The 13,875-nt window shown below is 34.2% G+C and carries 12 protein-coding genes and 1 other annotated feature; all 12 genes read left to right on the forward strand.

Annotated elements, in window-relative coordinates; translation table 11 throughout:
* The first annotated feature begins 2 nt into the window (after positions 1–2).
* The 12 genes from LRP83_RS09000 (at position 3) to dnaG (ending at position 13,836) form a co-directional block, all read left to right on the forward strand.
* Positions 3–962 carry a PhoH family protein gene (locus tag LRP83_RS09000; RefSeq protein WP_230496360.1) on the forward strand — a complete coding sequence of 320 codons (960 nt, stop codon included), beginning with the start codon at positions 3–5 and terminating at the stop codon, positions 960–962.
* A gap of 242 nt (positions 963–1,204) precedes the next feature.
* Positions 1,205–3,358, forward strand: coding sequence for an HD family phosphohydrolase (locus tag LRP83_RS09005; protein ID WP_230496361.1), 2,154 nt, complete (start codon positions 1,205–1,207; stop codon positions 3,356–3,358).
* A complete protein-coding gene (gene ybeY, locus LRP83_RS09010; protein WP_230496362.1) occupies positions 3,359–3,829 on the forward strand; it encodes an rRNA maturation RNase YbeY in 471 nt (156 codons plus the stop codon).
* A complete protein-coding gene (locus LRP83_RS09015) occupies positions 3,807–4,193 on the forward strand; it encodes a diacylglycerol kinase family protein (RefSeq protein ID WP_230496363.1) in 387 nt (128 codons plus the stop codon). Before ybeY ends, LRP83_RS09015 begins: the two co-directional genes overlap by 23 nt.
* Positions 4,194–4,458: 265 nt before the next feature.
* Positions 4,459–5,379: a GTPase Era gene (era, locus tag LRP83_RS09020; protein WP_230496364.1), complete on the forward strand. Its 921-nt coding sequence runs from the start codon at positions 4,459–4,461 to the stop codon at positions 5,377–5,379.
* A 156-nt stretch (positions 5,380–5,535) separates the two neighbouring features.
* Positions 5,536–5,679, forward strand: a complete 144-nt coding sequence (locus tag LRP83_RS09025) for a YqzL family protein (RefSeq protein ID WP_230496365.1) — start codon at positions 5,536–5,538, stop codon at positions 5,677–5,679.
* A gap of 20 nt (positions 5,680–5,699) precedes the next feature.
* Positions 5,700–6,452 (forward strand): DNA repair protein RecO, encoded by a 753-nt coding sequence (recO, locus tag LRP83_RS09030; RefSeq protein ID WP_230496403.1) that lies wholly within the window; start codon positions 5,700–5,702, stop codon positions 6,450–6,452.
* 219 nt (positions 6,453–6,671) lie between these two features.
* Positions 6,672–6,844 (forward strand) — a binding site (T-box leader).
* Positions 6,845–6,905: 61 nt separating this feature from the next.
* Positions 6,906–7,796 (forward strand): glycine--tRNA ligase subunit alpha, encoded by an 891-nt coding sequence (gene glyQ / locus LRP83_RS09035; protein ID WP_230496366.1) that lies wholly within the window; start codon positions 6,906–6,908, stop codon positions 7,794–7,796.
* Complete coding sequence (gene glyS, locus LRP83_RS09040) at positions 7,789–9,861, forward strand: glycine--tRNA ligase subunit beta (RefSeq protein ID WP_230496367.1); 2,073 nt, start codon at positions 7,789–7,791, stop codon at positions 9,859–9,861. Before glyQ ends, glyS begins: the two co-directional genes overlap by 8 nt.
* Before the next feature lie 111 nt (positions 9,862–9,972).
* Positions 9,973–10,608 carry a transcriptional regulator CcpN gene (gene ccpN / locus LRP83_RS09045; RefSeq protein WP_290369523.1) on the forward strand — a complete coding sequence of 212 codons (636 nt, stop codon included), beginning with the start codon at positions 9,973–9,975 and terminating at the stop codon, positions 10,606–10,608.
* A 21-nt stretch (positions 10,609–10,629) separates the two neighbouring features.
* Positions 10,630–11,433: a pyruvate, water dikinase regulatory protein gene (locus LRP83_RS09050; protein ID WP_230496369.1), complete on the forward strand. Its 804-nt coding sequence runs from the start codon at positions 10,630–10,632 to the stop codon at positions 11,431–11,433.
* A gap of 603 nt (positions 11,434–12,036) precedes the next feature.
* Complete coding sequence (gene dnaG, locus LRP83_RS09055) at positions 12,037–13,836, forward strand: DNA primase (RefSeq protein ID WP_230496370.1); 1,800 nt, start codon at positions 12,037–12,039, stop codon at positions 13,834–13,836.
* Positions 13,837–13,875: the final 39 nt, after the last annotated feature.

The following is a 13,875-nucleotide window of genomic DNA, read 5'->3' on the forward strand; positions in this document are numbered from 1 at the left end:
GAATGACAGAAGAAATTAAAACAATCGATTTACAAATTGAGAATCCTAATGAAGCACTAAATTTATTTGGAAATTCAGACTCGCATTTAAAAATGTTAGAACAAGAACTATCAGTATCTGTCATCACTAGGGGAGAAACGGTTACAGTTTCTGGAGCTTCCGATAAAGTAGACCTAGTCGGAAGAATTTTAGGAAAGCTACTCCTCGTCATAAGGAAAGGTATCACAATAAGTGCAAGAGATGTTATTTATGCAATTCAACTAGCGAATAAAGGCACATTGGATTACTTTACTGAAATATATGAGGAAGAAATTACGAAGAACGCTAAAGGGAAGTCTATAAGAGTTAAAACTCTAGGACAACGTCACTATATTTCAGCGATTAAACAACATGATTTAGTATTCGGTATCGGACCTGCGGGGACTGGAAAAACATATTTAGCGGTTGTTATGGCCGTAACTGCCTTAAAAAATGGTCATGTGAAACGAATTATTTTAACAAGACCAGCTGTAGAGGCTGGAGAAAGTCTTGGTTTTTTACCAGGTGACCTAAAGGAAAAGGTCGATCCCTATTTAAGACCGTTATATGACGCTCTACATGACATTTTAGGTACTGAGCATACAGCAAGACTAATGGAACGTGGAACGATAGAAATAGCACCTCTAGCTTATATGAGAGGACGTACTTTAGATGATGCTTTTGTTATCCTTGACGAGGCACAAAATACAACACATGCTCAGATGAAGATGTTTTTAACAAGGCTTGGCTTTGGGTCTAAAATGGTTATTACTGGAGATAAGACTCAAGTGGATTTACCAAAAGGAGCAAAATCAGGCTTAATCGTTGCTGCTGAAATACTAAATGAGGTAAAAGGGATTTCATTTATCTATTTAGAACAAAGCGATGTTGTTCGTCATCCATTGGTTGGTAAAATCATTGCTGCTTATGAGACAAAACAGTAATGGATAAAATAGTAAGACTAGTCTAAGAAATGTTTTTAAAGACTGGTCTTTTTTCTTTTTCTCGACAGAATATTATGATATTTAGTGAAAAATTACGCGAAAACTGTTAGTATTTACGTATCATTATAAATGAATGGAATTATGGCTGTTTATTAAAGGAGAAACTACATCTAGGATAAATTGATTAGCCAAATATGACATTCGCTTATCTGGTCATGGGACTAAGATAGGAGGGAAATGACATGGATAAATTACAAAAGCATTTAGGAAAGTTAAGAAATTTATTGGAAATTACCTTTTTTCGTGTTTTATTGTATTTGATCTTAGGATTTGTCCTATTTACCGCCATGTACAGTAATGTGAAGCCAGAGAAATTAGATTTAAGGAAGTTGGAAGTTGCAGAACAGACTGTACGCTCTCCAATTACTGTTGAAGATAAAGATAGTACGGAAAGAAAAAGGAAAGAAGCCTTAGAGGAAGTGAATGATGTTTATTCGCTTAATAGAGAAATTGCACAAAACAGAATCGATCTTACTACCTCTATTTTCCAGTCAGCCATCGAGGTCATTGATGAAACGAAAGAAACATACGAAAAAGCTGACGTTACGGAATCGCCAATTTTATCCATCCAGGAACGGGTAGAAATCTTAAAAAGGAAACTTACTGACAATGAAACGAAAGAACTCACTAACCAAACATTTATAGCTTTAGTACAAGCCAAAAAAGGTGAGTTAACAATTGCGAAAGATATTACCATTACAGCAATTAATGAAGTTATGAGTAAAAAAATCTCAGCGAGTGATGTTGTGCTGGCAAAGAATCAGTTAGAAGAACAAATAAAATCCTCTAGTCTTAACAGCAGTTTAAAATCCTCAGCAATTGAATTAGGAAGATATGCTGTTGTTCAAAATGTATTTTATGATCAAGAAGCAACGGAAACTTTAAGACAACAGACGATCGAAGGAATTGAACCTGTCCGTATCTTGCAAGGGCAAATTATCGTAGAAGAGGGTAAATTTGTTGATCAACATATATACAGACAATTAGAACTAGTTGGTGTGTTAGATAGTAAGAATGCCATTCAGCCATTTATAGGGTTAACATTGGTCATCTTAATAGTACTTTCAGCCATTTATTATTTTTTTTACGAACAAAGAATTCCAACAGAAGCAAAGCAGTCCAACTTACTATTGTTTAGTATTATCTTTATTTTAGCTATCGTGATAATGAAAATAGTGAGTTTATTTCAACAATTTGATTATGCAGAAATTGGCTACGTCTTTCCAGCAGCCATGGGAGCACTGCTAATTAAAATACTTATGGATGAAAAACTTTCGATACTCTATACAATAATAATTGCCATTTGTGGAAGTACTATATTTAATCAAGGTACTGCTGGTACTTTCAATATGGCGGTTGGAATTTATATATTGTGTAGTGGAATTGCAGGGATACTAATACTCAGTAGACAAAATCATCGTTCAAAAATATTAAAAGCGGGTCTTTTGGTTTCATTAGTAAACATTGTTGTTATTTTAGCGCTTATGTTCTTACAAAATGGACAGTATAGCGGACTTGATTATGGACTTTACATTCTTGTCGCATTGGTTTCAGGAATAAGTTCGTCCGTGCTAACTATTGGTTTATTGCCTTTCTTTGAAGCAAGCTTTGGCATTCTTTCAACAATGAGGTTAATCGAATTATCGAATCCTAATCATCCTTTACTAAGAAAAATATTAACAGAGACACCTGGTACCTATCATCATAGTGTTATGGTTGCAAACCTTGCTGATGCAGCTTGTGAGGCAATAGGAGCAAATGGTCTACTTGCACGTGTGGGCTGTTATTACCATGATATTGGTAAGACAAAAAGACCGCAATTTTTCATTGAGAATCAAATGAATATTGAAAATCCACATGATCGATTACCTCCACAAACAAGTGCAAATATTATTGTTGCGCATGCTACAGATGGAGCGGAAATGCTTAAAAAGCATCGTATGCCAAAAGAAATTATTGATATTGCTGAACAGCATCATGGTACAACTCTGTTAAAATTCTTTTATCATAAGGCAAACAAAAATGGAAAAGAAGCAAAAGAAGAAGATTATCGTTACCCAGGTCCAAGAGCACAAACAAAAGAAGCCGCAATTGTTGGAATAGCCGACAGTGTTGAAGCAGCTGTTCGCTCGATGTCTCAACCAACTGCTGAACAAATAGAGTCACTTATCCGAAATATTATCTCTGATCGTTTGCAGGATGGTCAGTTAAATGAATGTGATTTAACTCTGAAGGAGCTTGATATTGTGGCACATTCATTTATTGAAACATTAAAAGGTATATTTCATTCTCGTATTGAATACCCAAAAAATGACAAAGTAGAAGGTGAAAAATAAATGACATTAGTGATAGATAGTAACGATGAAACGAATTCCTTAAATGATAATGAGTTAATACAGATAGAAAATATTTTAGCCTTTGCTTCTAAGAAACAAAACGTGGAGCAAGGGAGTGAAATATCTATCACCTTTGTTACAAATGAAAGTATTCAGGAGATTAACCGTGAATATCGACAAAAAGATTACCCAACTGATGTGATTTCTTTTGCAATGGAGGAACTTGGCGAAGGTGAAGTTGAGGTCGTAGGTGTTGATATGCCAAGGATATTAGGAGATATTATTATATCTATCCCAAAAGCCAAGGAACAAGCTGAAGAGTATGGTCATTCCTTTATGAGAGAGTTAAGTTTTTTAGCTGTTCATGGATTTTTGCATTTACTTGGTTACGATCACGAAACAGAAGAAGATGAGAAGGAAATGTTTTCTCTGCAAAGAGAGATATTAGATGATTATGGACTTAAAAGATAACAAACGTATATATACATACTCTGAAACCTTTAAGTTTGCGCTTGAAGGTATTCGAGTTTCTATTCTAAAAGAGAAGAACATTAGATTTCATTTATTATTTTCTGTTATTGTCATTGTGTTGGCGATTATTTTTAATCTAACTCAAACCGAGTGGTTGTTTATTCTAATTGCGATTGCTGGAATGATTGTTGTGGAAATGATTAATACAGCCATTGAGAGAGTAGTTGATCTAGTAACAGATCAATATCATCCATTAGCTGGTCAGGCGAAGGATATTGCAGCAGGTGCAGTTTTGATTTATGCAATATTTTCTGTAATAATTGGAATGATTATTTTTATTCCAAAAATCCTTATGTTTCTATAAAGAGATGAGTCATGAGACTCATCTCTTTGATGTCATTTGAAAAAGGAATATACTTTCGATAAAATGACATAAACAACATTAATACCGTTAAATGTTTTGAAAATTCAAACTCTTATATTACGTTTTTGCAACAAATAATGAAAAAGAATTAGAAATGAGGTAAAATAAAGAAACAATAAATTTATCTTGAAACATTACCGTTATTAATGACAGTAAATAAATTTACATTAAATATACTAGGAGATTTACCCTACGGAGGAAATAAATGAATAGTCAAACACGAAGCAATGAATACAAATCAGGATTTATTTCAATAATTGGACGCCCTAATGTCGGAAAATCAACGTTCCTCAACCGTGTGATTGGACAGAAAATAGCAATTATGAGCGATAAACCACAAACGACCCGAAATAAGGTGCAAGGAGTTTTAACGACCGAGGATTCACAGTTAATTTTCATTGATACTCCTGGAATTCATAAACCAAAGCATAAACTTGGCGATTTTATGATGAAAGTAGCTCAAAATACATTAAAAGGTGTAGACTTAATTCTATTTATGGTTAACGCCGAAGAAGGCTTCGGTCGTGGAGAAGAATTTATCATTGAGAAATTTCAATCTGTAAAAACTCCAATCTTTTTAATCATCAATAAAATTGACAAAATACATCCTGATGAGCTGTTTGCCTTTATAGAATCCTATAAGGAAAAACATTCATTTCAAGAAATTGTCCCAATCTCGGCATTAGAAGGCAATAATGTAGAACACCTACTAACTGTCATTAAAAAGTACTTACCTGAAGGACCACAGTATTATCCGGCAGATCAAGTAACGGATCATCCTGAAAGATTTATTGTTTCTGAACTGATACGAGAAAAAGCACTTCATCTAACAAGAGAGGAAATACCTCACTCCTTGGCAGTAGTAATCGACAAAATGGAGCGCAGACAAGATAAAGATGTCATTCACGTTATGGCAACAGTTATTGTGGAGAGAGATTCACAAAAAGGGATTGTTATTGGAAAACAAGGAAGTATGTTAAAGGAAATTGGGAAGCTTGCCAGAGTCGATATTGAAAATTTACTCGGTTCCAAAGTGTTCCTTGAGCTTTGGGTAAAGGTTCAAAAGGATTGGCGAAATAAAATGAATCAGTTACGTGATTATGGCTTCCGAGACGATGAGTATTAAAAAGTACACCTATATAAAATATTAGTAAAAAAATTAGTTTATGCATCATTTGGATTAGTAAATTTTTCGTCTCATTTTTTTGGTTTTGTAGGTAATGATAATCTTAAGGATTTGGGATTTACATCGCTAGTCAAAAATTGAAAGGTGGGGTTTTCGATGTTAGATTTTACCTGGAAAGTATTTTCCCAGACAGGTAATATTGACACTTATCTAATCTTTAAAGAGTTAGAGAAGGAAAAGCAAGAAATACCCAGAAATCAGAATGAAGAGCTAGCAGAGGTCGATTTTCCCATCTCATAAAATTGGATGGTGAAGCTTTGATGCTGCAAAAGTGTGAAGGCATCGTTATTAGGTCAACAGCTTATGGTGAAACAAATAAAATTGTAACTATATATACCCGCGAATGGGGAAAGGTAGGAGTGATGGCACGTGGTGCTAAAAAGCCAAACAGTCGCCTGAGCGCTATCACTCAACTATTTTCTTATGGTTTTTTTCTTATTCAAAAGGGAAGCGGTTTAGGCAATATGCAGCAGGGTGAATTGATTTCTTCAATGAGGACTATTCGAGAAGATATTCTTTTGACCGCCTATGCCAGCTATGTATTAGAACTTACAGACAAGTGTACCGATGAAAAAAAACCTAATCCTTATTTATTTGAACTTTTATCTCAAACATTAACGTTTATGAATGAGGAGTATGATTTAGATATTCTCATTCATATTTTTGAAATGAAAATGTTGAATTCATTAGGTCTATATCCGATTTTAAATAAATGTGCCGTTTGTGAGCATACAGACGGTCATTTTTCTTTTTCTATAAGGGAGAATGGATTTCTCTGTCATCGCTGTATAGAAGTTGATCCCTATCATTTCGACATATCAAGTGCGACTGTGAAGCTGTTAAGGATTTTTTATTATTTGGATCTTTCTAGGCTAGGAGATATTTCTGTTAAAGATGACACAAAAAAAGAATTAAAAAGAGTAATCGACGCTTATTATGAAGAATATTCGGGTCTACATTTAAAATCGAAAAGATTTCTTAATCAAATGGAAAATTTTCGAGATAAAATTTGAGACATGTTGACAATGAACTTATATTTAATATAATATTTCTATTATCAATTAGGTTATTTTCGTAAGAAATATTGCTTTACGAAAAAATGCAGATGTACGTTTTAAATGTTACTTCGGGGCATCTTTTCGTAAGCTAATCGACTAATATAGCTGAATGTTCAAAATCTCTTATTGAAATTGTCCATATATAGCTATCAAAGTTTACGAAAAGAGCCATAAATAGTTGCAAAGAAGGAAAATAGTACTTAATCTCCTCTATAAAAGCGAACCTAGGGTGGTGAGAGCTAGGCTATAGAGCATTAAGGAAGGCGTTCTGGAGCAGCATTTATGAAAGTGGTCGCATTTAAAATGCGGCAATTAGGGTGGAACCGCGGGTAACTCTCGTCCCTATGCTTAAGGCATAGGGACGAGAGTTTTTTTGTTTTTTTAAATAAAATGGAGGTGTTTGTACCAATGAATATTCAAAATATGATTTTAACTTTACAAAAGCACTGGTCAGACCAAGGCTGCATTTTAATGCAAGCCTATGATGTTGAAAAAGGTGCTGGAACAATGAGTCCTTATACCTTTCTTAGAGCTATCGGACCAGAGCCTTGGAATGTAGCTTATGTTGAGCCATCTCGCCGTCCAGCAGATGGTAGATATGGTGAGAATCCAAATCGTCTATATCAGCATCATCAATTCCAAGTAATAATGAAGCCATCTCCTGATAATATCCAGGAGCTTTACTTAGATTCACTAAAGGCTTTAGGAATTAATCCTCTTGAGCATGATATTCGTTTTGTTGAGGATAACTGGGAAAATCCATCCCTAGGTTGTGCGGGACTAGGTTGGGAAGTATGGTTAGATGGTATGGAAATTACTCAGTTTACTTATTTTCAGCAAGTTGGTGGACTGGAATGTAAGCCCGTATCTGTTGAAATAACGTATGGTATTGAAAGACTTGCCTCGTATATTCAAGATAAAGAAAATGTCTTTGATTTGGAGTGGACAGAAGGATTTACAGTACGAGATATTTTTTTACAGCCTGAATATGAGCATTCAAAATATACGTTTGAAACTTCTAATATTGACATGCTTTTTAATTTATTCACAATTTATGAGCAAGAAGCCCATCAACAAATGGAGAATGGTCTAGTACATCCAGCATATGATTATGTTTTAAAATGCTCGCATGTATTTAATCTGTTAGATGCCAGAGGTGCAATCTCAGTAACGGAAAGAACCGGCTATATAGGTCGTTGTCGTAATTTGGCCCGTAAAGTAGCTAAAACATTTTATGATGAAAGAGAAAAACTTGGATTTCCAATCTTAAAACGAGAGGAGACAAAAGACCATGAGTAAACGCGATTTGCTTTTAGAAATTGGTTTAGAAGAAATGCCAGCTCGATTTATTACCGATACCATTAATCAATTAGAACAAAAAACAACAGATTGGTTAAAAGGCCATAAAATTGCCTTTGAAGTGATTTCTAACTACTCCACTCCAAGAAGATTAGCACTTTTGATAGAAGGAATTAGTGAAGCGCAAGAAGATATTCACGAAGAGGCAAAAGGTCCTGCGAAAAAAATAGTATTAGATGATAAAGGTGAATGGAGCAAGGCAGCTATTGGTTTTACAAAAAGTCAAGGAGCAAGTGTTGACGATATATATTTTAAAGAGATTAATGGAATTGAATACGTACACGTTAAAAAGTTTATTAAAGGAAAAGAAACAAAAGTGTTATTACCTGAATTAAAACAAGTGATAACCGATTTATATTTTCCTAAAAACATGCGCTGGGCGGATAACGAACTTAAATATGTTCGACCTATCAAATGGTTAGTTGCTTTATTTGGAAGTGAAATTATTCCTTTTAGTATTACAGACGTTAAAACAGATCGATACTCCTTCGGTCATCGCTTCTTAGGAGAAAGAATTTCTTTTGATGAAGCTAGTGATTATGTTCAAACTTTATTAAGTCAATTTGTAATTGTTAATGCTTCAGAGAGAAAGAATGCAATTATTTCACAAATTGAAAATTTAATGGAAGAAAACGATTGGAATATTCCAATGGATGAAAATCTATTGGAGGAGGTTAACAATTTAGTTGAATACCCAACCGTATTGTTCGGTAAATTTGAGGAGACTTACTTAGACTTGCCCGAGCAAGTGTTAATCACTTCAATGAAAGAGCACCAACGATATTTCCCTGTAAAGTCTAAGGATGGAAAGCTATTACCATTCTTTGTTACCGTAAGAAATGGTGATCATATGCATCTGGAAACAGTGGCTAAAGGAAATGAGAAGGTATTAAGAGCACGTCTTTCCGATGCTTCATTCTTCTATAATGAGGATCAAAAGTTAAAGATAGAGGATTGTTTAAAAAAGTTAAATACTGTCGTTTATCATGAAGAAATTGGTACTCTTTCCAAAAAGAATGCTAGGGTACAAGAATTCGCTAATCAAATTGCTGGCTTGATAAACGTAACAGAAGAAGAAAAAATAGCAGTTAATCGTGCAGCTGAAATTTGTAAGTTTGATTTAGTTACCAATATGGTATATGAATTTCCAGAATTGCAAGGTCAAATGGGTGAGAGATATGCTTTACAAAAAGGCGAGGGTGAACTTGTTGCAAGTGCAATAAATGAACATTATATGCCTCGTAACTCAGAAGATCAAACCCCTCCAAGTAATGTGGGAGCTTTACTAGCTATCGCTGATAAGCTTGATACGATATCATCCTTTTTTGCTATTGGGAAGATTCCTAGTGGATCTCAGGATCCCTATGCATTAAGACGACAAGCTTCTGGAATTATTCAAATTCTTTTAGCTAAAAAGTGGACAGTAAGTTTCGAAGAAATTTTGACTCTTTCATTGAAGTTAGTAGAGCAAGCAGGTATACAAAAGAAAGATATAGAAGAAATTCAAGAGGAGTTAAAAACGTTCTTTAAACTACGTATTAAACACCTTTTACAGGAAAAAGGTATTCGATATGATATTATTGAAGCCGTTTTAGGGGGAGGAATCGGAGTTGTTTCAACCCTGGTTAAAAAGGCAGTGCTTCTTGAACAAAGTAAAGACAATCCTGATTTCAAAGAAAATATGGAAGCATTAAGTCGAGTATTAAATATATCTAGTAAAGCTGGTCAAGTAAAAGAAATAAACACTGAATTATTTGAGAATGAATACGAAAAAACTCTATTTGAACAACTGCAATTGCTTGACACATCCCTAAATGCAATGCTTACTGAAGAGAATTATTATGAGTTATTAATTTCTTTAAAACCTGCCATTAACGCCTATTTTGATCATACAATGGTAATGGTTGAAAACGAGGAAATAAAAACGAACCGTTTAAGTCTATTAGCTAGTCTTGCAAAATATATTGTAAACTTTGCTAAAGTAAATGAAATAATTGTTAAATGAGTAAATAGCTGGTCGCCTTGTTCGCGGCTGGCTATTTTTCTTTTTCTAATAAAGGTATATAATACTTATATTGTTAGGGATACATATTTTTCTGCCATTAATGTTTGTTAGGTGGTGAGTACAATCGAATTGAATAAAAGGCAAGAGCTTATCCTGCAAATTGTGAAAGAAGGCGGACCCATTACAGGTGAGCAAATTGCAGACCAATTAAACCTTACTAGAGCAACATTAAGACCCGATTTGGCGATACTGACAATGGCTGGGTTTTTGGATGCTAGGCCAAGAGTTGGTTATTTTTATACAGGAAAATCAGGCACACAATTGTTAACAGAAAATTTACAGAAGCTATATGTAAAGGATTTTCAATCAATTCCAGTAGTTGTTAGTGAAAATGTCTCAGTATATGATGCTATTTGCACTATGTTTTTGGAAGATGTTGGTACAATGTTTGTCGTCGATCACAATTCTAAATTAGTTGGTGTTTTATCACGTAAGGATTTGTTAAGGGCAAGTATAGGTAAACAAGAACTGACCAACATTCCAGTCAATATCATCATGACTCGAATGCCGAATATTACAATGTGTAAAAAGGAAGACTTGTTGATTGATATTGCACAGAAATTAATCGAAAAGCAAATTGATGCCCTACCAATCGTGAAAGAAACGGAAAATGGATTTGAGGTAGTCGGTAGAATTACGAAAACGAATATCACAAAGGCGTTTTTATCTCTTGCAAAAGACCAGTAACTCCAGAGGGGAGATTAAAAGTTGAGCACAGTAATCTATGTTGTTTCGGATTCAGTTGGAGAAACAGCTGAATTAGTGACAAAGGCGGCAATTAGCCAATTTAATGATTCAAAAATTACCCTAAAAAGATTTCCTTTTGTAGAGGATTTAGGAAATATTGATGAAGTTATTTCATTAGTTAAATTAGATAAAGGGATGATTGCCTTTACTCTTGTTAAACCAGAAATAAGAGAATATATGATAGAGCAAGCAGCAAAGACTGGAATTTATGCATGCGATTTAATTGGCCCATTAATGGATAAAATCCAGGAGCTAAGCGGAGAAACACCGTTATTTGAACCAGGATTAGTCAGAAAGCTTGATGAGGATTACTTTAAGAAGATAGAAGCCATAGAATTTGCAGTTCAATATGACGATGGACGTGATCCAAGGGGGATTTTAAAAGCGGATATCGTATTAGTTGGAGTATCAAGAACTTCAAAAACACCACTTTCCCAATATTTGGCCCATAAACGATTAAAGGTGGCTAATGTACCGCTTGTTCCAGAAGTGGATCCACCTGAAGAATTATTTTTAGTTCCTCCCGAGAAATGCTTTGGACTAAAGATTAGTCCTGAAAAGCTTAATGATATTCGAAAGGAACGTTTAAAGTCACTAGGCTTAAATGACCAAGCTAGTTATGCGAATATCGAGAGAATTAAAGAAGAAATAAACTACTTTACAAAGATTGTAGACCGGATTGGTTGCGCGGTCATCGATGTGACCAATAAAGCGGTAGAAGAAACAGCAAATGTTATTTTATATCATCATAAAAGAAGAAGATAAGCATATATAGAACACATGGCTAAAGTCATGTGTTTTTTTATTTTTATTAAAAAATTCTGTAGTTATTTAATCATGATAGATTTACTCGAAAAACAAATAAATACTTAAATTATCTTGAAATTGAAATAAAAAAGTAAAAAAGATATAGAAATCCTGTCTTTTCTATACTATAATTAAAAATTGTGATAAAAAAAGTATCGAAGTAGGTTTAGACTTCCAAAGTTACGAATAAACTATTTATTGTTAGAAGTCAAGACTCAGAAGCTAAAAAAATTCGACACACTATTTTATTAATTGAAAAGTTCTTCTCAAAAGAAGGAAATGGTGGAGTGATGTAGAATAACTATTATTACAAACCAAGTTCCGACAATTTTTGTTACTTCTGGCGCTTTTCCTGTAAAGAGGAAATAGTCAAATTGCAAATTCGTTTTCTGTTCAGTGTATGATTGTTGCTTCCTATGCTCAATATTTACAGACCCTATTTAGGCATCGTAGCATTTACAAATGATGACAGAAAACGTTTTGTTCAAAAATTAACAAAAAATTTGTCGAAATTTGAAGGAATTTCAAAATGAATCACGAAATACTAATGGAGTTGTTCTCATGGCAGAACGTATTGCCGAGGAAAAAATTGATCAAATTCGCATGTCAGTGGATATTGTTGATGTTATTAGCGAACATGTTCAACTGAAAAAACAAGGTCGAAACTATTTTGGATTATGCCCTTTCCATGGCGAGAACTCCCCTTCATTTTCCGTTTCACCTGATAAGCAAATTTTTCATTGCTTTGGCTGTGGAGCTGGTGGAAATGTATTTTCATTTTTAATGGATTTGGAAGGGTTATCCTTTGTTGAGTCAGCTATTAAATTAGCGGAGAAAGCCAACATTGAGCTTTCATTAGACCCAGCCTCTTTAACTAATGAGAACAAGGTTTCCGACGATATTCAACAAATGCTCGATGCTCATGATCTGTTACGTAAATTTTATCATCATTTACTTGTAAATACAAAAGAGGGTCAGCATGCTTTAGAGTATTTATTAAATCGGGGCTTTACACTGGAATCCATAAAAAAGTTTCAAATTGGTTATTCGTTAAATTCTTGGGATTTTGTATCAAAGTTCCTTCTTAAGAGAAATTTCACACCTCAAATATTGGAAAAGGCTGGACTTATTATTAAACGAGAAAGCGATGATAGTTTCTTTGACCGCTTTCGAGACCGAATTATGTTTCCAATTTTTGATCGAAACGGGAAAACGATTGCTTTTTCAGGTAGATCATTAGGGCAAGATGAGCCAAAATACTTAAATAGTCCTGAGACTGCAATCTTTAATAAAAGTAAAATTTTATACAATTTTCATTTAGCAAAACCAAGTATACGAAAAACAAGTCATTCTGTAATATTTGAAGGATTTGCAGATGTTATTGCCGCAGATCGGGCAGATGTCGATAACGGTATTGCTACAATGGGGACTTCATTAACTGAAGAACATGTAGGGATTCTGAAAAAAATAGTTCAAACGGTTACGATATGTTACGATTCCGATTATGCGGGGATTGAAGCGGCATATCGTGCCGGAAAAATGCTTTCCAGTGCTGGGATTTTGGTAAAAGTAGCGATGCTTTCTGATGGTTTAGATCCGGATGATTATATAAAGAAATACGGTACTGAGAAATTTCGTCATGAAGTAATAGGATCGACAGTTACCTGGATGTCCTTTAAATTTCTCTATTTTAGAAGAGGAAAAAACCTACAGAATGAAGGAGATCGCTTACTTTATATCGAAGAAGTATTAAAGGAAATAGGTAAGCTTAGTAAAGCTGTTGAAATAGATCATTACCTGAGACAGTTAGCTGGTGAATTCTCACTTTCTTTAGATGCCTTGAAACAGCAGCTTCAACCTATATCTAAAAATAATAAAAATCATCCAAGTCAAACTTTTCAAAAACATCCATCCATCAATACAGCAAAGAGCCTATATCCTGCTGATCAGACGGCAGAACGTAGATTAATTGCACATATGATTAGAAATAGTGATGTTGCTTATAAAGTACAAGATTTGCTTAATGGTTATTCCTTTAATGTTGATGAATATCAAGCAATTTTTACCTATTTAATTGGCTATTATGAAGAGGGGAATCTACCTGACCCAAGTTCATTTCTCAATTACATCAAGGATGATCAATTAAAAAGAATTGTGGCAGAAATTGAGATGATGTCCATCAATGCAGAGTTAGCACCTCAAGAATTAAATGATTATTTAAAACAGGTGTTTAATTATCCTAAAAGGTTAAAGATAAAAGAAAAGAATGCAGAAAAGGTAGAGGCTGAAAAACAGAAAGATTTTAAAAAAGCAGCAACCATTGCGATGGAAATTATACAATTGCAAAAGTCATTAAAATAAAAAATAAATTTGAGATTGAGTGATTTTGGAAGGAGGGGG

The organism is Pseudoneobacillus rhizosphaerae (genome assembly GCF_917563885.1).
GTDB lineage: Bacteria > Bacillota > Bacilli > Bacillales > Cytobacillaceae > Pseudoneobacillus > Pseudoneobacillus rhizosphaerae.